General features: G+C 57.3%; 16 protein-coding genes. 1 reads left to right on the forward strand and 15 read right to left on the reverse strand.

The features are described from left to right. Positions 1–751: 751 nt before the first annotated feature. The 12 genes from Q3Y58_RS17510 to fliI form a co-directional block, all read right to left on the reverse strand. Positions 752–1,675, reverse strand: a complete 924-nt coding sequence (locus Q3Y58_RS17510; RefSeq protein WP_319623148.1) for a Gfo/Idh/MocA family protein — start codon at positions 1,673–1,675, stop codon at positions 752–754. Between the two features lie 189 nt (positions 1,676–1,864). After that, a complete protein-coding gene (locus tag Q3Y58_RS17515; RefSeq protein WP_319623149.1) occupies positions 1,865–2,908 on the reverse strand; it encodes a 4-hydroxyproline epimerase in 1,044 nt (347 codons plus the stop codon). An 18-nt stretch (positions 2,909–2,926) separates the two neighbouring features. Beyond that, positions 2,927–4,162, reverse strand: a complete 1,236-nt coding sequence (locus Q3Y58_RS17520; RefSeq protein WP_319623150.1) for an NAD(P)/FAD-dependent oxidoreductase — start codon at positions 4,160–4,162, stop codon at positions 2,927–2,929. Between the two features lie 4 nt (positions 4,163–4,166). Continuing rightward, positions 4,167–5,060 carry a dihydrodipicolinate synthase family protein gene (locus tag Q3Y58_RS17525; protein WP_319623151.1) on the reverse strand — a complete coding sequence of 298 codons (894 nt, stop codon included), beginning with the start codon at positions 5,058–5,060 and terminating at the stop codon, positions 4,167–4,169. A gap of 218 nt (positions 5,061–5,278) precedes the next feature. Then, a complete protein-coding gene (locus Q3Y58_RS17530; RefSeq protein ID WP_319623152.1) occupies positions 5,279–5,707 on the reverse strand; it encodes a GNAT family N-acetyltransferase in 429 nt (142 codons plus the stop codon). A 137-nt stretch (positions 5,708–5,844) separates the two neighbouring features. Continuing rightward, a complete protein-coding gene (gene glpK / locus Q3Y58_RS17535) occupies positions 5,845–7,335 on the reverse strand; it encodes a glycerol kinase GlpK (RefSeq protein WP_319623153.1) in 1,491 nt (496 codons plus the stop codon). Between the two features lie 117 nt (positions 7,336–7,452). Then, entirely contained in the window at positions 7,453–8,952 is a 1,500-nt protein-coding gene (glpD, locus tag Q3Y58_RS17540) for a glycerol-3-phosphate dehydrogenase (protein ID WP_319623154.1), read from the reverse strand. Positions 8,953–9,203: 251 nt separating this feature from the next. After that, on the reverse strand, positions 9,204–11,678 hold the full coding sequence (locus tag Q3Y58_RS17545; protein ID WP_319623155.1) for a mechanosensitive ion channel domain-containing protein: 2,475 nt from the start codon (positions 11,676–11,678) through the stop codon (positions 9,204–9,206). A gap of 197 nt (positions 11,679–11,875) precedes the next feature. Continuing rightward, positions 11,876–13,438, reverse strand: coding sequence for an aldehyde dehydrogenase (NADP(+)) (locus Q3Y58_RS17550; protein ID WP_319623156.1), 1,563 nt, complete (start codon positions 13,436–13,438; stop codon positions 11,876–11,878). Positions 13,439–13,617: 179 nt separating this feature from the next. Beyond that, a complete protein-coding gene (locus tag Q3Y58_RS17555) occupies positions 13,618–14,064 on the reverse strand; it encodes a paraquat-inducible protein A (RefSeq protein WP_319623157.1) in 447 nt (148 codons plus the stop codon). A 178-nt stretch (positions 14,065–14,242) separates the two neighbouring features. Further along, entirely contained in the window at positions 14,243–14,650 is a 408-nt protein-coding gene (gene fliJ, locus Q3Y58_RS17560) for a flagellar export protein FliJ (RefSeq protein ID WP_274220100.1), read from the reverse strand. Between the two features lie 28 nt (positions 14,651–14,678). Beyond that, positions 14,679–16,004 (reverse strand): flagellar protein export ATPase FliI, encoded by a 1,326-nt coding sequence (fliI, locus tag Q3Y58_RS17565; RefSeq protein ID WP_413697841.1) that lies wholly within the window; start codon positions 16,002–16,004, stop codon positions 14,679–14,681. Positions 16,005–16,354: 350 nt separating this feature from the next. On the opposite strand from fliI, the gene ctrA reads away from it, so the two are divergent. After that, on the forward strand, positions 16,355–17,044 hold the full coding sequence (gene ctrA / locus Q3Y58_RS17570) for a response regulator transcription factor CtrA (protein WP_274220098.1): 690 nt from the start codon (positions 16,355–16,357) through the stop codon (positions 17,042–17,044). A gap of 73 nt (positions 17,045–17,117) precedes the next feature. On the opposite strand, the gene Q3Y58_RS17575 is transcribed toward ctrA, so the two are convergent. The 3 genes from Q3Y58_RS17575 to Q3Y58_RS17585 form a co-directional block, all read right to left on the reverse strand. Next, positions 17,118–18,089 (reverse strand): MBL fold metallo-hydrolase, encoded by a 972-nt coding sequence (locus tag Q3Y58_RS17575; protein WP_274220097.1) that lies wholly within the window; start codon positions 18,087–18,089, stop codon positions 17,118–17,120. A 213-nt stretch (positions 18,090–18,302) separates the two neighbouring features. Continuing rightward, entirely contained in the window at positions 18,303–19,229 is a 927-nt protein-coding gene (locus Q3Y58_RS17580; RefSeq protein ID WP_274220096.1) for a CheR family methyltransferase, read from the reverse strand. Next, complete coding sequence (locus tag Q3Y58_RS17585) at positions 19,226–20,464, reverse strand: protein-glutamate methylesterase/protein-glutamine glutaminase (protein WP_319623158.1); 1,239 nt, start codon at positions 20,462–20,464, stop codon at positions 19,226–19,228. The genes Q3Y58_RS17580 and Q3Y58_RS17585 overlap by 4 nt, the downstream gene beginning before the upstream one ends. Positions 20,465–20,483 lie beyond the last annotated feature (19 nt).

A 20,483-nucleotide genomic window follows, 5' to 3' on the forward strand; every position in this document is an offset into this window, starting at 1 on the left:
CCATGGAAGGCTCGCCTGAACCAAGCGCGAAGAACTTATCCCCCTCTCCTCCTCTCGCGGCAGAACAGTGAAATTATGCAGAAGACATGAAACACGGCCACTGCCCGCACAAAAGATATCCCCCTGCCACGACCGCAACTGACCGCGAGACTGCCGCACTCGAAACACCAGACCCAGCGGGGATAACCCATGCGTTCAATTTGCGTTGCTTTGAACGAAACACGGATTTGAAGCATCAACGCACGCAAACACAGAAACGCTACGGCAAACCCCGGCCACCCAACGCCCTCACCTGTCGAACCACCTATCTGGATCCCGGGTCAAGCCCGGGATGACCGGCGAGAGATGGGGCAGTGGGAGCAGAGGTTGGGATGACCAACAGAGTGTCAGGCAGAAGTAGCGTGACCGCGATGACCAATGTTGGAGAGGAGGTGAAGTGGTTGGGCGGAACGCCCAGGGCGCCGGCCTTAAGGCAGAAGGGCGGTTGAGCAAAGGCCTGCAAGAGCTGCTGAATGGAAAGCCGAACCAGCAACTCACCCCACCACCGTCATGCCGGACAAGGTGAGCACAGCGAAACGCAGATCCGGTATCCAGCGCAAAACCAACAAGCCGCTGCGAAGCCGGGATGACGCCGAGAGCCAGAGAACGTGCAGAGCCAAGGATGACAGTTGAGAGAGTGAGGTGGAGGAAATGAAGCGCCCCTGCATGGCAAGCGGGCGTTGCCGCTAATCACACAGGGGCTGAAGAGGCGCTAAAACTCGAAGGGCGCAACAGTCACCCGGCGGCCCAAAGCAAAGGCGTCGGACACATGCACCAAAGGTGACAGGTCCACATCACTTTGTCCCGCCTGCACCAGCTCCGCCATCCGGCGATAAAGGTTGGCGTATTCATGATCCGCCCCTTCCTTGACCAGCTCGTCATTGACGAACATCGTGGAGCCGCCCATGGCCAGCTTCATTGTGCCTTGCTCTGTTTCCACTTCAATGTCCCAGCTTTGCAGACCTTCCTGCAGCCAGTCGAACTCCGCAGACACCTGAGCGCCGCCGGAATGGTGGAACATGAGCTGCGCAGCGATGGGGGTGTCCCGGTTTTCCGGAAAGGCCAATGTTGCCTGTTGCACATGCACCGGATTTGGAAGAATTTCCGTCATGATGGATAGAGCGTTGATGCCCGGGTCAAAAACCCCCATCCCGCCCGGTTCAAAAATCCAGTCCTGCCCTGGATGCCAGCGGCGCACATCTTCCTTCCAGGTGATCCTGAGGGATTTGAGTGCCTTGCCCGCCAACCAGTTTTTCGCATCCGGGACGCAGTCCGCAGCACGAGAATGCCAGGAAGCGTACAGGGTAACGCCCATTTCCTTGGCCAGTTTTTCCAGCTCGAAACACTCGGCAAGGCTCTGCCCCGGAGGCTTTTCCAGCATGACATGGCGGCGCGCCTTGAGCGCTTTGACAGCATAGTCAAAACGCGGCTGCGGCGGAATGGCCAGAGAAATCGTAGAAATGTCGGGTCGTTTCTCCAGAAGTTCATCAAGAGATGAAAAATTGTCAACGCCCTCAAGGGAGGCGTTGCGACTGGCAACAGCAGCGAGTTCCCAATCCTTGTCCGCATGAATGGATGGAATATGCTGGTCGCGGGCAATCTTGCCGATCCCAACAAGAGCAATCTTTTCAGGCATAACCAAAATCCTCGAAGTACACAGCTGTAAAAAGCGTAGCTTCTATTCACAGAGACGACCACTGCTCACTGAACAAGACGGAGTCTTATCAATAAGAACTTGATGCTGAGACGGATTTCGGCGTTTGCCCAGTATTACTGAGTGAGAAACTCTCAGATACTGAGATTTTTGTCGGGTTGGAGAGAAGAACTACTGGGAATCAGTTGGCCTTGGAAAATGAGTGACCCCATCGGCGCCCAACTGGAAGCCGCTCATGTATGGATCACGCTCATCGAGAAACAGGGTGTTGTACCCGGTCTTGCGGGCCCACCCCTCAATGGTTGGTGTAATGCCAACCTTGTCGCCCACCTTCACCTCTTCCTTTATGCCGCCCACAAACAAGGAGCCGATGATGGACTCGTGAGTGAACGTATCGCCCACGGAGAGCAACCCCTTGCCATAAAGATGAGCCATACGCGCCGATGTACCCGTGCCACAGGGGCTTCGGTCCAACGCCCTGTGACCATAGAACACCGCGTTGCGCGCACTTGCGCCTTCCACCGTCGGCACCCCAGTCCATTGAACGTGGCTGATCCCTGAAATCCGGGGATCTTCCGGGTGGACCATCTCGTAGGCCTCATTGAGGGCCGCGCGCAAACGCGGGCTCCAGTCCAGCAAGTTGGAGGGGCTCACATGTTCCAGCCCCGGAAAGGCCTCCTGCGCTTCAACAATGGCGTAAAAGTTTCCGCCATAAGCCACATCAACATGGACCTCACCCAGACCCGGCACATGCACGCGCAAGCCTTCAGCGGCCAGAAAACTGGGCACATTGGTGAGGCGGACACTTTCTACATAACCCGCCTCCATGATGTATTCCGCAGTCACAACACCGGCGGGTGTTTCAAGTCGCAGCACGCCTTGTTCACGCGGTGTGACCAGCCCTTCTTCCAACGCCATGGTAACGGTGCCAATTGTCCCATGACCACACATGGGCAGGCAGCCAGAGGTCTCGATGTACAGCACGGCCACATCGCAATCTTCCCGTGTGGGCTCCAGCAGAATGGAACCGGACATCATGTCGTGGCCACGGGGTTCAAACATCAGCCCGGTGCGGATCCAGTCGTAATGTTCCATGAAGAAGGCGCGCTTGGCCAGCATGTCTGCGCCCTTCAGAAGGGGCGCGCCGCCCGCCACCAACCGAACCGGATTTCCGCAGGTGTGCCCATCGACACAAAAGAAACTTTTCGACGCCATAACCCCTCCCAAGGTTCTTCAAAACCGCTGTGCGCTGTAAGGTTCCAATGATAAGGCGGGCCGCTCCCCAGTCACCAGCGCTACCACCAGATCTGCGGTGATGGCGGCCTGCGTGAGCCCGTGATGCCCATGTCCAAATGCATAGGTAATGTGCGGACTGGCGGTCGAGGGCCCAATGACCGGCAGAGTGTCTGGCAGGGATGGACGAAAGCCCATCCACTGCTTGCCGCCTTCAGTCTGCAGGCCCGGCAGAATGGTCTTGGCACGCTTCAAAAGCGCCTCTGCACGCTTCCAATTGGGTGGCAGCTTGAGGCCGCCAAACTCCACCGCACCGCCAACGCGCAAACCCGTGGCAAGCTGCGACAATGCAAAGCCATAGCCGGGCAGCATCACCATGTGACGCAATGCAACACCGGAATCGGCAATGGTGGTGTTATAGCCCCGCTCCGTGTCCAAAGGTACCGGGTCGCCCAACCGTGATGCGAGCGCCTTGGACCAGGCCCCTGCGGTGATAACGGCATGGTCGCCCTCAATGTGTTCGCCGTCCTCCAGAGAAACGGAGACACCGGTGCCTGACGGCTGAACGGCCGCAACCGCAGCGGTGCGAATGGTGCCGCCCTGCCCCTGAAAGAAAGCCGCAAGGTCCTGGCACAGTAAAAAGGGCTCATCCACGCTGGTCCATCCGGGCAAGCGCGCGCCGCCTTTGACCCGTTGAGACAGGTCAGGCTCCAGCTCCCGAAGCTCTGCCCCGGACAGCTCCTCCACCTCGATGCCGAAGTCACGCTGTTGCTGCCAGCCGGGCCGGGCGCGAGCAATTTGCTTGTCATCATCATACACATCAAGACAGCCGGAATAGCGCACCCGGTGGGCCGTGCCCGTGCGCTGCCAAAGGCGTTGCCATGCTTGCAAGGAGGCCCCATTGAGGGCGGCCTTGGCCTGTGTGCTCTGGGCAACTTTTGACGGCAGGGCGGCAAGACAGAACCGCACCATCCATGGCAGGATTTGTAGCGCATAAGCCGGGCGAACCGACAGCGGCCCAAGAGGATCGAACAACCAGCCCGGCACGTCGCGCCAAATGCCGGGAGAAGCAAGGGGCGCAACATCCGTCCATGCAATGCCGGCAGCATTGCCGCGCGAAGCCCCCTCTCCCGGCCCACGCCGATCAAGCAGTGTCACCGTGTGGCCCTGCTCCAACAGCCGAATGGCACTCGCAAGACCAACAACTCCTGCTCCGATGACGAGGATATGGCGCATATGGTTATAGCTCCGGCAGTTCTGGACGGCAGGCCATGGCCGTTTTGATCACCGTTTCAACCTGTGTACGCTCAGCACCAGAAAGGGCCATGCGCGGGGCTCGGCAACGATCGGTAGAGCCAATGGCGTGAACTTCCGCCAGTTTGATGTTCTGCACCAGATTGGTCGATACATCGAGATCCAGCAAGGGGCGGAACCAGCGATAGATCGCGCGGGCTTCTTCAAGGCGGCCCGCCTGAGCCAGCTTCCAGATGGCAACGGTTTCCTTTGGAAACGCGACAACCAGACCAGCAACCCAGCCATGAACGCCCATGAGGATGCTTTCCAACGCCAGATTGTCAACGCCCGTGAAAACATCGAAGCGGTCGCCAAAGCGATTGAACACCTCAGTGGCGCGCCGGATGTCGTCGGTGGATTCCTTCATGGCGACAATGAGGGGCTCTTCGGCAAGTTCTGCGAACATGTCGAGCGTCACGTCCACACCATAGGCAACAGGATTGTTGTAGACCATGACAGGCAGACCGGCGGCCCGGGTCACAGCCAGAATGTGGGCAACTGTTTCATGCGGTGCGGATCGGTACGGAACGCCCGGAAGAACCATCAAGCCGTTGGCCCCGGCCTCGGCCGCATCCAGCGCTGCGCGACAAGCCCGCGCTGTAGAGCTTTCGCAAACGGTCATCAGAACCTTTTTGTCTCCCGCAACGCTTTTGGCGACTTTCAGGATTTCAATCTTCTCTTCCGGCTCGAGAGCCATCGCCTCCCCAAGCGACCCGCAAACGATGATCCCGTCCACTCCTGCCTCGATCTGCAGGGAGAAGCACCGCTCCATCTCCGCAATATCAAGCCGGTCATCCTCGTTAAACTTCGTTGTTACAGCTGGATAAACACCACGCCACATAGCACTGCCTCATTCATATTGTGATATATCAGCGTTAATGAAGGAGCTCAGCACTAATGTCAAGTCTCTGATATATCTCTAGCGGCAGTTTTCCGGTATCGAGGAAAATTACACTACGATACCAATAGGTTTCGTCCTTGCAACGGGCAAGCTGGCGATTGGTTGAAGCCCTCTCAAACAAAGGCATCTCATCCCTTCACAAGACTTGAAAGAGAGACTCACGACAAATTTCGTGCAGAAATCGCCATGCCGAGGCAGTGGGGCGCTGTCTCCTTGAAGCCAAATTTGGCGTAGAGATGGTTGGCAGGCACATCGGCCAGCAAGTTCACAAAGGCAGACGGGTCTGCGTGCGCTTTCAGGTGCTCGACAAGAGCGCTCACAATGCGCTTGCCCAGGCCCTGCCCTTGGTAAGCAGGCTCAAGAGCGATATCGACCACCTGCAGGAAGCAGCCACCATCCCCGACTATGCGGCCCATGCCAATTGTCCGCCCTTCAGCGACAACCACCACCGCAAACCATGTATTCTGCAGGCCCTTTTCTGCTGCCTCTCGCGAAAAGCTGGAGAGCCCTGCCACCTGACGCAGGCGCATGTAGTCGTCGAGCGAAGGCGTTGCGGCGATAACTTCAAAAGAGGCTTGGTCGGTCATGGGGGGCTCCTGATCGGAAACTCGGGGATCTACCTCTCCGCCAAATGCCGCACCAAATCAAGTCACCAGAAACAACCTAAGAAAAAGCACCTGCGGTTGAGGCAGGTGCTTGGGAACGGCTTGGGGAAGTGAAGACGTCAAGAGCGCGTGCGCTGAACCGCATCCCGCCAGCCATCAAGCCGCTGACGGCGCTCTTCTTCATTCATGGACGGCTCAAAGCGTCGGTCCAGATGCCAGCGCTTGGAAAATTCTTCCATGTTTGGCCACACCCCGGCACGCATGCCCGCAAGCCAAGCAACGCCAAGTGCGGTCGTTTCCAGCACTACCGGTCGGTCAACGCGCGCGCCCAAAATGTCGGCCAGGAACTGCATGGTCCAATCAGACGCAGTCATGCCCCCATCAACGCGCATGACAATCTCATCGCCGTTACCGCCTTTGAAGTCGGCGTTCTTTGCTTCAATAAGATCAACGGTCTGATAGCCAACACTCTCCAGCGCGGCGCGGGCGATTTCTTCCCGGCCTGTCGCGCGGGTCAAGCCAAAGATGGCTCCGCGAGCATCCGGATCCCAATAGGGCGCACCCAGGCCCACAAACGCGGGCACCATGTAAACCTGGCTTTCCTCATCGGCCTGTTCAGCAAGACCTTGTGTCTCGGAAGCCTTCTCGACGATTTCCAGCCCATCGCGCAACCACTGCACAGTCGCACCCGCCACGAAGATCGACCCTTCCAGCGCGTAAGTGGTCTTGCCATCCAGCCGGTAGGCAATGGTGGTCAGAAGACGGTTCTTGGAACGCACCAGCTCTTCGCCGGTGTTGAGAAGAGCAAAACAGCCCGTGCCATAAGTGGACTTCACCATGCCAGAGGAAAAACAGGCATTGCCCACGGTCGCGGCCTGTTGGTCACCCGCAACGCCAAGGATCGGCAACGCGGCACCAAACAGCTCTTCCGGGATCACACCGAAATCGTCGGAACAGTCCTTCACTTCGGGCAGCATGGCGCGAGGAATGCGCAAGATGTCCAAAAGCTCCTGATCCCATTCGTTGGTCTCGATGTTGAACAGCAGCGTACGAGAAGCGTTGGTCGCATCTGTCACATGAGAGCGCCCGCCGGTAAATTTCCAGATCAACCAGGTATCAACCGTGCCAAACAGCAGTTCTCCCGCTTCGGCCTGTTCGCGCGCGCCCTCCACGTTGTCGAGGATCCAGGAAACCTTGGTGCCAGAGAAGTAGGGGTCGAGCAGCAGACCCGTCTTGCGCATGAAGACTTCTTCCAGACCCTTGTCTTTCAGGTCGGCGCAAAAGTCCGAGGTACGGCGATCCTGCCAAACGATGGCATTGTAAACCGGTTTGCCGGTGAGCTTATCCCAAACGAGCGTGGTTTCGCGCTGGTTTGTAATACCCACACCGTGAATGTCGTAGGCTTCCAGATTGGAGTTGTAGAGGGCCTCGCGGCATGTCTCCAGAGCGGTGCGCCACAGATCTTCAGGATCGTGCTCAACCCAGCCAGGATGAGGAAAATGCTGCGTGAATTCCTTTTGGCCAATGCCTTTGGATTCGAACTCATCATTAAAGATGATGCTTCGCGTGGACGTTGTGCCCTGATCGATTGCCAGAATCCAGCCGCTCATAGGAACCCCCTCCCTCTTCAGCTTCTTATTGTTCTACGAATTTCTACGGTATTATCGAAGGAACCCAGAAAGGTCCAGAGTTGGCGGAGGGTTATACAACCCTCCAGACCATATTCTTTAGTGGACTTTTTCGGCGAGATAGTCCGCAAGAGCGGCTTTCTGCTCGGCGCTGAATTTCAATCCCAGCTTGCTTCGCCGCCAAAGAATATCGTCGGCGGCAACGGCCCATTCCTTGGACTTGAGCCACTCCACTTCCACGGCATGAAGCCCTGCCCCAAAGTGCTGGCCCAGATCTGCTTCCGACTTCACGTCTTTCAGCATCTCCAGCGCGTCCAGACCATAGGAGCGAAGCAGACGCCACGCCAACCGGTCATTAAGGTATGGATGCCGGACCTTCAGCGCCTTCAGCTGGCCCTCAAACTCTTGCGGCGAGAAGCCCCCTCCCGGAAGTTCCGCCGTGGCGGTCCATGGCTTCTGACCTGCTGGCAAAAAGTCCACCAGCTTTTCAAGGGCAGATTCGGCAAGGCGGCGGTACGTGGTAATCTTGCCGCCAAAGATGTTGAGAAGACCCGGTTCTCCCGCTTGATGCTCATAGTCCAGAACATAGTCACGAGTAGCCGCCTGAGCCGCTGATGCGCCATCGTCGTACAGCGGGCGCACGCCAGAATAGGTGTGAACCACATCTTCCGGGCGGATCGGCTTTTCAAAGTACTCGCTGACGGCGGCGCAAAGGTAGGAAACCTCATCGCTGGAAATGGCCACCTCTCCCGGGTCGCCCTGATAGTCCACGTCAGTGGTGCCAATCAGCGTGTAGTCATGCTCATAGGGAATGGCAAATACAATACGGCCATCGGTGTTCTGAAAGATGAAACAACGGTCGTGCTCGTAAAGCTTGGGCACGATGATGTGACTGCCCTTCACCAGACGGACGCGGGATTCTTCATTCCGGCCCAGCGCCCGGTTGAGAAGGTTTGAAACCCATGGACCTGCTGCATTGACAAGAGCCCGCGCCTTCACTTCCCGTGTTTCCCCGGAAAGCGCATCACGCACGGTTACGGCCCAAAGCGCGCCTTCTTTCTTGGCGCTGACAACTTCGCAGTTGCGATGGACTTCCGCACCTTTTGCCTGCGCATCACGGGCATTGAGCACCACAAGACGCGCATCATCCACCCAACAATCCGAATACTCGAACCCCTTGCTGAACAACGGCTTCAAGGCTTCCTTGTAGGTACCGTCCTTCAGGCTGACACTGCGGGTGCCCGGCAGGATCTTGCGCCCGCCAAGGTGATCGTAGAGGAACAGGCCCAACCGGATGAGCCACGCCGGACGGAGCCCCTTGTGGTGAGGCAAAATAAACCGCAACGGCCAAATGATGTGCGGCGCCGCATTGAGAAGAACTTCGCGCTCAATCAGCGCTTCGCGCACAAGGCGGAACTCATAGTATTCCAGATAGCGCAGACCGCCATGAATGAGCTTGGTCGAGGAAGACGATGTGGCCTGAGCAAAGTCGCTTTTTTCTGCCAGAAAAACAGAAGCGCCACGCCCTGCCGCATCTCGTGCAATGCCGCATCCATTGATGCCGCCCCCAATGACAAAAAGATCAAAGGTCTGATCCATAGTTTCCCCCGGCGCGGTGTCGCCTCGTGTTTATTATGTTCGTCGCACCCAAAGTACGCGAAACCTCTTACGCTTAATTACGAAATAAAGCGCGCCTTTGCGAAAGTCAACGAAACAAAACGAAATCTACCATGACTCACAACAAGTCTGGCCTGCCTCCCAAATAGGCAGCAACCCCCTGCGTAAAAACAAAAAACGGCCCCTCGAGGGAGCCGCTTTCTGTTGTTTCACTAGATGAAAGTATAGAGGGATTACCGTGATCCATCCCCATCCGCATCGGCATCAACCTCGGTTGGCAGCGCCTCGTTGGGAACGCGTGGCTTTCCGGTCTTGATCGGTGCGTCCTTGGCGGCAGCAGCTTTGGGCGCACTCTCCTTTTTGCCGGTAGCAGGCAGAGGCTTTGGCTTGTCCTTCTTTTCCGCATCCTCGGCATAGTGGTAGGTGACCTGCGGGAATGGAATCTCAATGCCGCGCTCATCAAAGACCCGTTTGATGTGCTCGTTGTAGGCACGCCCGATGGCCCACTGACTGCCCGGGAGCGTCTTTATGCGGGCCCGAATGTCCACGGAAGAGGCACCAAAAGCGATAACGCCCTGCATGTCCAGATCTTCCAGAATAACCGCGCCGTTTGGCGTATCCCGCAGTTTCTTGAAGGCATCATGCATGGCCTCTTTGGCCAGATTGATGTCCGTATCGTAGCTGACACCCACCACCGCAAGGGCGTAGCTGTAATCGCGTGTGGCGTTGGAGACTGTATCCACCGCAGAGAACGGGATGGTGTGAGTGATGCCTTCCAAGTCTCGCAGACGTACAGAGCGAATGGTGAGGCGCTCTACCGTGCCGGACACCCCGCCAACGGTTACGTAGTCACCTTCGTTCATGGCATTTTCCACCTGAATGAAGGCCCCGTTGATCACATCCTGCACCAGCTTTTGCGAACCGAAAGACACAGCCAGACCGAACACACCGGCACCCGCAATGAGCGGTCCGATGTTGACACCCAGCTCTGACATGGCAAGCAGCACGAACATGACCACCAGCAAGATGGTCAGCGCATTGGAAAACAACTTGAAGAGCGTACGCCGCCGCGACGTAATCATGGGGCCGCCGGCATCAGTAAGGCGCAGATCAATCCACGACATGGCGATGACCCAAATCAGGAAGCCGACCAGAAGGACGATCACTGCAGACGTAACGCGGCTGCCAAACTCGCTGCCTTCGCCGGACAAGATCCAGGACCAGAACGCCCCGATACCCCAGACCTCAAGTATGCCGAGGAGGGCACCACCAACAATCGCCACCCGAAGGATGGAGAGCAAGGCGGGCACAGACGCGTTGAGCCGCGATTCCATGGTGGGCAACTTGCGTGCAAGACGCGGCGATAAGTTCACCCCACGGCGAATGCTCTTTGAAACACCTACTGTGGCGAACGTGGCAAGGATCAAAATGGTGAGGGTGTAAGCGCTGGCGTAGAAGATCTCCTGCGTCGCCTGATAGGGGCGGCTGAGCCAAACGAGAAAGATCGCCCAGATGTAAAGCAAGGCAAGGATGTGCCAAGTGTAGGACAGCAGCACCATGAGCGAGCGGGCAATTTCAGAGGTAATCCGCGCTTCGGTGAAGTCCTCAATCTCTGCCTGCACGCGCGCGCGAGACCGAATGATGATGACCGCGAGATAGATCACCGAGAGCAGCACCACGGTAAGCCGGATGCTGGTTCCCAGACTGTAGGACCAGTTCAGCATCACCAGCGGCACAAATACCGAAACGCCATAGCCAAAGCCAATCAGCACATAGGCCAGCTTGCGGGACCAATAGCGCGCCTCACTATCGGAAAACGGCAGCACGCGGAACTTGGGGCGATACGGTGCGAACACGAAACGCAGCGCCACACGGGACATTTCAACCAGGAAGAAAGCGTTGAGGGTCAGCGCTTCAACGCGGTTGAACACGAAAGGGTCCGTGTTGGGCGTGATCGCTATAGACACGAAGTACGCCAGCCCTGAGGCGATGAACACACTCACCACCTCAATGCCGGTTGAGAACAACAGATAGCCGCTGCGGTGAAACCAGTTGCCGGCGGCATAGCGTTTTTGAATGCTTGAAAACAGGCGCAGACTGCCGCGCCGCATGATCATGAGCGCCACGTAACCCGGCACCAGAACGCTCAGCAAGCCGAGGAATCCATCAACAAAGCGATCCGGGTCCACATCTCTGGGGTTCTCGACAATTCGCTCATACCCGGAAAGACCGGACCAGATGCGCAAGAGAATGTCCCACAGCTCTGCGCCGAACTTGCGCACAGATTCCCCGACAGCCGCGACCAGAGATGTGGTGACCTGCCCCACGTTCTCACTCGGTGTGCTGCCTTCCGCATCCGCCGCCGGTGTGCCAGTGTCAGCGGCTGCACCTGCCGTTCCGTTGGTGCCTGATGCCGCCCGCGCACCAGTTGCGGGCTGGGCATTGGAGCCGTCGGTCGCTGGTGCAGTCCCTTGCCCTGTCGCCTCACCTGTGCCGGCATTCTGCTCAAGAAACTTGATCAGCGAGTCTCGCTGCGCCGGGTCCTGCAGCACCTTGATGAGCGCCTCAACGGCCGCCCCATCATCAGCAGGCACGGCCTGTTGCTCGGTTACAGGATCTGGCGAAGCGGGTGTTTGCTGGGCACTGACTGGGCCAGCTACAACAAACAGGACTGCGAGGAGACTTAGAAAGGTGCGGACTGCGAACAACGGAGGGACCTCTGTTCATGTTAGGCGGCCGGGCCGCCCAGATACTCGTTTCCACTGAGTGGCAGATATTGGATTTCTTGTAAAGAAATCAAAAAGGCGGCTCCATTATGAAGCCGCCGCTGTTCTTTCTTTAATACCGCACATTCTGGAGCGCAGCCCCTAAGAAACCGGGGAACGCAACGCGAAAGACCTCCGGATCAAAGCTGTCTGGACCCGTCCTGCAGGCGTGGCAGACCACTGCCATCGCGGATTTCATCGGGCTGCAAGGCTTCTGGGAAGTTCTGATAGCTGACGGGGCGCAAGAAGCGCTCGATTGCCTTGGACCCCACAGAGGTGCTGCGCACATCGGTGGAAGCCGGATACCGACCGCCATGCATCATGGCATGAGAAACCTCAACGCCTGTCGAGAAACCGTTGCACAACAAACGCCCGGCCTTGCGCTCAAGCACTGGCACAAATGGGCGCGCCGCACCAAGATCTCCGCTGTCGACCATCAGAGTGGCGGTAAGCTGCCCTTCCAGCGCCCCCGCAACGGCCAACATTTCTGCGACATCCTTACACCGCACCACCACAGCAGCAGGGCCGAAAACCTCCTGCTGCAAGCTCTCATCGGAAAGCCATTGGTCGGCAGCCACACTGAAGACCGCAGGCGACACCGCGCAGCCTTCGCTTGGTTTTGGCGGCAGCAGGGCAATCACATCCGACGCCCCCGCGCGGCGGTTGACCTCACCATCATAGGCCTGCGCAATACCGCCGGTGAGCATGGGCTGCGGCCCTACTGCGCCCAGCGCCTCTGTCGCCACGTTGACGAAAGTGGAAAGAGCCTCTCCCTCAACGCCGACAACAACGCCCGGATTGGTGCAGAACTGACCAACACCCATGGTGAGCGATGCCGCCCAGCCGTTGGCCATTTCCTCTCCGCGTGCTGCAAGCGCTTCTGGAAACAGAAAGACAGGGTTCACGGAACCCAACTCCCCATAAAACGGGATCGGCTCAGGACGTGACACGGCGATATCAAACAAGGCCCGCCCGCCCCGCAGCGACCCAGTAAACCCGACCGCCTTGATGAGAGGATGGGCGACCAGTGCCGCGCCGCTTTGATGTCCCGCGCCTTGAATGAGACTAAACGTGCCAAGCGGCATACGGCAGCTCTCCATCGCGGCCAAGATCGCCTCAGCAACGAGCTCAGAGGTTCCAGGATGCGCCGGATGGCCTTTCACGACTACAGGACAACCCGCTGCCAGCGCAGATGCTGTGTCCCCGCCCGCAGTAGAGAACGCCAATGGGAAGTTCGAGGCACCAAAAACGGCGACGGGTCCAATGGGGCGGTTGATCAAACGCAGATCCGGACGGGGCATTGGTGCCCGGTCTGGCAATGCGGGATCGACCCGAAGGTCGAAACATTCACCTTTTTCAATGTAGTCGGCAAAGAAGCGGAGCTGGCCAGTTGTGCGGCCTCGCTCCCCGTTCAGGCGCGCTTCAGGTAGCGCAGATTCAATCATGGCGATCTTGGTGATTGCCTCGCCCCGAGCCTCAATTTCATCTGCAATGGTGAGCAAAAAAGCAGCCCGCTGCGCAGCCTTGGTCGCCGCGTAAGCTGGAAACGCAGCTTCAGCTGCGATCACAGCTGCCTCGACATCCGCCTGGCTGGCCTCACAATAAAGCCGATCCGTGGCAAGGCCCGTTGCCGCTTCCATGGCGGCAAACCGCTCCTGGTTCTCAACCGCTTCGCCGTTAATGAGATGTCGCCCGCTTAGCATTGTGCCGCACTCCTCGTCCCGTGTTTTTGGTCATCAGGCGGACTGTAGCCCATCGACGCCCACCTGTGATATATCATTGTCCGTTTAGCAGGATGCACTGCAAAAGGCCAGTGCCGAATGAAACTTGCAGGACAATTTGTGCAGATCGCATTGCCGGAAACACAAGCCCGCAAAGCACGTCATGAGGTGCGCACCGCCCGCAAACACAAAGGCGCTGAAACGGCAGAAAGAAGCGCCGCGGCACCATAAAACCACAGCCCCGGCAACCCGCTGGCTGTTGCAAGCCCGCTGGTTTTGGTGGCAAAAATCACGAGGGCAACCAGCATGACATCCATCATGGACCACTTGCCGAGCGTTGAGAGCGCCTTGAGCGCCCACCCGGCTCGGCGCTGCAGGCAGGCCAGATGCAACACAACAATCTTCAATCCGGGAAGCAGGACAGAGAACAGAAAGATCACAAGGGCCAAGGCCTGATCTCCCTCGGCAAAAAGGCCGGTGATGACCTCCAGAAGAGAGGGCGTATCCTGCAAGAAGTAAAGTCGCTCCATGCGCAACAACGGCAACGTTAGGCCGAGCGCAAAGCTGAAGGACATGACCGGCAGCAAAAGGCCGAGAACTGCGAGCATCACGTTATCTTCCCCGGAAGAGACATGGGTACAACCGGGTGTAGAGAAGCGATGCGGGTCACGCAAGGGCATCCCGCAGCATCAACGTGCCAGCAATAGGGTCTAAAAGGAGCAATCTCGTCTGTCAGGCCAACCTCCGCAGAGGTTGGCTGCAAGGAAGTGCAGAAGTTGAACCGGATCAGCGAGACGCAAAACGCCCGGCGATCTCGTCCATGTTGTCCTGCTCGATCGCTTCCAAGGCGTCGCGTTCGCGCTTGAGCTCGCGCTCCTGCATCAGCTCAACCTTCTTCAGCTCGGCGATGGCATCCTTGAGCTCGTCCTGTGCCTTGGAAAGCTGTTCCTTCAGCTCGTTGGCCGAGTTCATGATGTTATCGCGGCGCTGAGCGGCGGCACGGGCGAAGGTTGGATAGGCAAAGTGAGCAACATCGTCGATTCCAACGCGCTGCTGTTCACTGCTGATCTGGGTATCCAGCTCTTCTGCCATCCGATCAAAATCGGCAAGCATCGTTTCAATTTGGGTTACCTGTCGACGTTTTTCGTCAACATGGAACCGCTTAAGCTTGATAAGGCCCTGACGGTTTTTCATACGCAATACTCCCTTAACCCGATGGAATTTACGCAGGAGTCATTTCCAAAAGGTGAGCAAGCTGCTCATAACCGGCACTCAAACTCGTTTTTTCGTGTTTTTCTTGTCCCAAAAAGGCCTCAATCTGTGAATTCCTGAGGATTGCCTCGTCCACATCCGAATCGCTGCCCTTCTGATAGGCTCCGAGTCTTATGAGTTCTTCCATGTCATTATATGTAGCCATCAGAGCTTTCGCTTTTCGCAGGATTGGGCGCATCTCCTCCGGCACACAGCGTGGCATCATGCGCGACACGGATTTCAGGACGTTGATTGCCGGATATCGGCCCCGCTCGGCAATGGCACGCTCCATTACAATGTGACCGTCCAGAATGCCGCGCACCGTATCAGCCACCGGCTCATTGTGATTATCGCCTTCAACCAGCACCGTGAAAAGCCCGGTGATGGAGCCCGTGCCAACCCGGCCCGGACCAGCGCGCTCCAAAAGCTTCGGCAGTTCCGTGAACACAGTCGGCGTGTACCCCTTTGAGGTGGGCGGCTCGCCAGTAAAAAGACCAATCTCGCGCTGAGCCATGGCAAAGCGGGTGATGGAATCCATCATGCATAGAACATTGGAGCCCTGATCTCGGAAATACTCAGAGAGCGTCATTGTAAGATATGCCGCCGCACGGCGCATCAACACGCTCTCGTCAGAGGTGGCCACCACAACAACGGATCGCGCCAGCCCCTCTTCTCCCAGATCATCCTCGATGAACTCCTGAACCTCTCGGCCACGCTCACCAATCAGGCCTATGACAGAGACATCGGCAGAAGCATTTCGCGCCAGCATGGACATGAGCACCGACTTGCCGACGCCAGAGCCGGCAAAGATGCCAATACGTTGTCCTTCGCAACACGTAATGAAGGTATTGAGTGCTCGCACGCCCACATCAAGGGGGCCACCCACCCGCCTTCTTTCAGCTGCCGCTGGGGGAGATTGTCTTAACGACATGGGGGTGCTCCCAAATTGCAATGGTCCTTTACCATCAATGGGCTCTCCCAAAGCGTTAACAACCCGTCCCAACCAGGTGCGACTTGGATGGACGATGCTCTCACGGGAAACGAGTCGCGCTTTGGCTCCCAAACCGATGCCTTCGACGCCTCCATAGGGCAAACAGAGCGCAACTCCGTCGCGAAAACCGACCACCTCGGCCTGCACTGACGTTGCGTTCTCCCTGATTTCTAATAGGACTCTGGCCCCAATACTCATCTCGTGCACAGGGCCTGCCACTTCGACCAGCAACCCCTTAACTGCTTCCACGGTACCGTAAATTTCGACCGGAAGGCATTGTTCTATCTCGGTGAAGAGCGATTGCACGACTGATTCCCTATTAATCATTTTCGAAGATGGTAACCGATCGTTTACGGTTATGGTTAATCTTAATGCAGAGAGTTTTAGCAGCTGGCAGCCCTTTTGTAGGGGGTCACGCGCGTTCTGCGGGTTCTCAGTAGTGGACAACACTGTGTGTGGCTACAGGGTGTACACATGGATCCTTAGGGGTTGTCCTCAGAAGACTGAAACCGGCGGTGTCAAAGCGCTTGCCTGCGCGAATCGAGTTCTGTTAACCATAACTCATGGTATGAGTCGGGGTTCCAGTATTCCTTCGCAACGGTTCGCGTTTATTGGCCGGCGCGACTGCCCAGGAAAGGCAACACGAGGGGATTAGCATGCGTGTATTGTTGATCGAAGACGACAGCGCTACAGCCCAAAGCATTGAGCTGATGCTGAAGTCTGAAAACTTCAACGTCTACACGACAGATCTTGGCGAGGAAGGCATCGACCTCGGCAAACTGTACGATTATGACATTATTATGCTTGACCTTAACCTGCCGGACATGTCCGGATACGAGGTGCTGCGCACGCTACGTGTGTCAAAGGTCAAAACACCAATTTTGATCCTGTCCGGCCTTGCCGGTATCGAGGACAAGGTACGTGGTCTCGGCTTCGGTGCTGACGATTACATGACCAAACCGTTCCACAAGGACGAGTTGGTCGCCCGAATCCACGCGATTGTACGTCGCTCGAAGGGTCATGCTCAGTCTGTGATTGTCACCGGTGATTTGACGGTGAATCTGGACACCAAAACTGTTGAGGTTGACGGTCAGCGCGTTCATCTCACCGGTAAAGAGTATCAGATGCTTGAGTTGCTTTCCTTGAGAAAGGGCACCACCTTGACCAAGGAAATGTTCCTGAACCATCTATACGGTGGAATGGACGAGCCTGAGCTGAAGATCATCGACGTGTTCATCTGTAAGCTGCGTAAGAAGCTCGCTTCTGCTGCTTCTGGCAAGAACTACATCGAAACAGTATGGGGCCGGGGTTATGTTCTCCGTGAGCCTGAAGAAAAGGCTGCCTAAGCCGCATTTTTCTTAAAGAGTTTTGAGAACCCCCGACACCTGGTGCCGGGGGTTTTTATTCGTTTGCAATGCCTTAGAGCTGGAATTGATAGGAAGCTGGCACATAGCGGAAACCGCTGTCGCGCTTCTCCACGTAGCCCACCGCCGGGAACGGCATGTGATAGCCAACAAAAGGCGTTTTCTCGGCGGCCAGCATGTCGAACACCATGCGGCGTGTCTTGGCGGCAGCCTCTTTGTCCATGTCAAACCGCACTTCCCAATCCGGGTAGGCCAGAGACCAAACATAATGGTTTGCCGTGTCCGCCATGAGGACCAGCCGGTCCGGACCAGATTCCAGAAGGTAGATCATGTGCCCCGGCGTGTGGCCGAAAGCGCTGATAGCTGTGACCCCGGACGCAACTGACCCGCCATCATCAAGAAAGGTCAACTTCTCAGAAAATGGTTTAACGTTGCTGTCGACCAGCTTGGCAACACCATTGGATTCTGGATCCATCTTGGACCAAAAGTCATACTCGACACGCCCCGTCACATAGCGGGCGTTGGGAAACGCGGCTGCGCCCGCTTCCATCATGCCGCCAATGTGGTCTGGATGCATATGTGTAATCACGACAACGGTCACCTGCTCCGGCGTATAGCCAGCACCAGCCAAGGCGGCCCGCATGTTACCGCGTGCCGGGCGCCCTCCCTCTCCAACGCCAGTATCAAACAGGATCACGTCGCTCCCGGTATCCACCACGGTTGGCGTGAAGAACGCTTTGAAGGCGTCTGCGGGGATGAAGTTTTCAGCAGATGCAGCGGCAAAGTCTTCGGCGCTCTGGTTCATGCCGAATGTTTTCTGCGGCTCACCAGCGGTGACGGCCCCATCCAGCAAGGTTGCAACTTTGAAGTCGCCCACCTGATAGGATGCGGACGGCGCCACACTGCCTTGAGCGGCCGATTGGGCAGCCGCGACAGGCAGAATACCGCCGGCCGTACTGCCAACTGCGGCAGCCCCGGCGCCCAAGAGGGCAGCCCGCCGTGAAATCTCGATACGAAGGTTTGTCATGGGTAAAATGCTCCGGCCTTTGGAAAAGAATTTCGGCTCAGGAGGCTTTCGGTGCGTTTTCGCATCTCAGAAAGCCAACCAAGGCGCGCAATCAAGCACGCACTCCCCTAACCTAGAGCAAGATAGAGATGGCAATGTGCCGGTAACGTAATCGTGAAAACAAAAAGGGCCGGCGCTTGCCGACCCTCTCGTTTGTTGTTTTCGTGAGGCTTGTTAGCCCCTGAGAGCACGCAGCTTCTGGAAAGCTGGGCTGTTCAGCGGATCAACCGGCCCCTTGGCAGGCTGCGCTGGCGATGTCGTTCCCAGAGGCGCTCGCGTGGTCGTAGCGGACTTGCGCGGCCGATAGAGGCCTCTGTGGTCCGGAACCGGCTCGAACGCGTCAGTGAGGCCGACAACAGTCTCAGCGGCACCCAAGACGAGGAAACCGTCGCTCGGCATCTGCTTGGCAAGACGCTGAAGAATGTCGCGCTTGGTATCCTGATCAAAATAGATCAACACGTTTCGGCAGAAGATGATGTCGAACTCACCCAGATGGGAGAAGTTCTGCAACAGGTTCAGTTTACGCCACTGCACCATCGCCCGTAGCTCCGGTGCGACCTGCCACAACTCACCTTGCTGGCTGAAGAACTTCAGCAGCATCTGGATTGGCAAACCGCGCTGGACTTCGAACTGGCTGTAGATGCCCATCCGAGCCTTTTCCAAGACCTCGGAGGAAATGTCCGTGCCGAGGATCTCGAACCGGAAGCCCCCGGTCTTGCCGCGATCTTCCTGCAGACACATCCCGATGGAGTAGGGTTCCTGGCCGGTGGACGCTGCCGCACACCAGATACGAACCCGCTTTGAACCAGCCCGGTTGGTGAGCATGGAAGGCAGCATGGTCTTGCGGAAGTGATCGAACGGGGTTTTATCCCGGAAGAAGAACGACTCGTTGGTCGTCATGGCTTCCACAACCGTGTTCTTCAACTCTTCGCTGCCACGCGGCCCCAGATCAGCAATCAGGGCGCTCAGGTTCTTGTGGCCCGTGCGCCGGGTTACAGGAACCAGGCGGCTTTCGACCAGATATTGCTTTTCGTCAGACAGCACCAGACCGGAGCGGCTCTTCAGAAACTGCTTTAAAAACTCATACTCAGAAGGTGTCATCTCGCCGTCCCTTCGAAGATACGCATTACTTTCGGGCCGATCTGATCCAGCGGCAAAACGGAAGAGCAACTTCCAGTCTTGACTGCTGCGCCAGGCATTCCCCAAACAACGCTCGTTGCCTCGTCCTGGGCAATGACACTGCCCCCCTTATGCGCGATGAACTCAGTGCCCTTCGCGCCGTCAGAGCCCATACCCGTCAACACCACAGCCAAGCTGGCTGCGCCGAAGATTTCCGCAACACTCTCAAAGAGAGGGTCAACGGCGGGCTTACAAAAGTTGATGGGCTCCCCATCATCAAGTTTGGCGACCACCTGGCCATCCGCCTTTGCAAGGCGCATATGCAGGCCACCTGGTGCCACATAGATATGCCCTGGCTGCAAAACCTCACCGTCTGCCGCTTCCTTGGACGGTAGTCCAGTGGCGCGACCGATGTGCTCAGCCAGAATGGTGGTGAATGTGCGCGGCATATGCTGCGTGATCACCACCGGAACCTTCTTCAGGCTTGCCCCAGCAGCCTTCAGCATGGTTTGCAGAGCTTGCGGACCGCCCGTAGAGCTGCCCACTGCCAAGATGCGCGGCACTGCAGAAGAATACGGACGCAGGTTGATGCCTTCCTTGGCACCAGAGGCCTGCGCACGGGCCTTCTGCATTTCCTTCCGTGTGTCGATGCGGTCGGAAGTACCGCCGCGAAGACCGCTGGATGCGACCTGCCCTGCACTGGTTTCGGCGCGCATGCGCCGCGGTGCAGGAGCCGGAGCCGAAGCATCAGGCTTACGAGTGCGACGGACCTGCTCACCAAGCGAACGGAGCTTCTGCAAAAGCTCGTGACGAAACTCCAGAGACGTGGTGGTCTGGCTGGTGGATTCCGGCTTGGCAACGTATTCCGTTGCCCCCAACGACAAGGCTTTGAGGCTGACCTCCGCGTTGCGGCGGGTCAGTGTCGAAGCCATGATCACAACAAGCCCGCGCTTCTTTGCAAGGAGCAGAGGCAGAGCCGTGAGCCCGTCCATGACGGGCATCTCAACATCAAGCACAACGATGTCGGGGTCGGTTCGTTCGATATCATCAACGGCCAACTGACCGTTGCGATGTGTTGCGACCACCGTTAACTCGGGATCTTCATCAATCCAGCGTCCGAAAAGGCCACGAATGACGACGGAATCGTCAACGATCATGACCTTAGCAGAACCCGAGGATGGGGTATTAGAAGCAGCAGTGCTGAAACGATCGGGCATAGTTTTCTGGACCCATTCT

Origin of the sequence: Nesiotobacter zosterae, assembly GCF_033843645.1 — a bacterium.
Classification (GTDB): domain Bacteria; phylum Pseudomonadota; class Alphaproteobacteria; order Rhizobiales; family Stappiaceae; genus Pseudovibrio; species Pseudovibrio zosterae.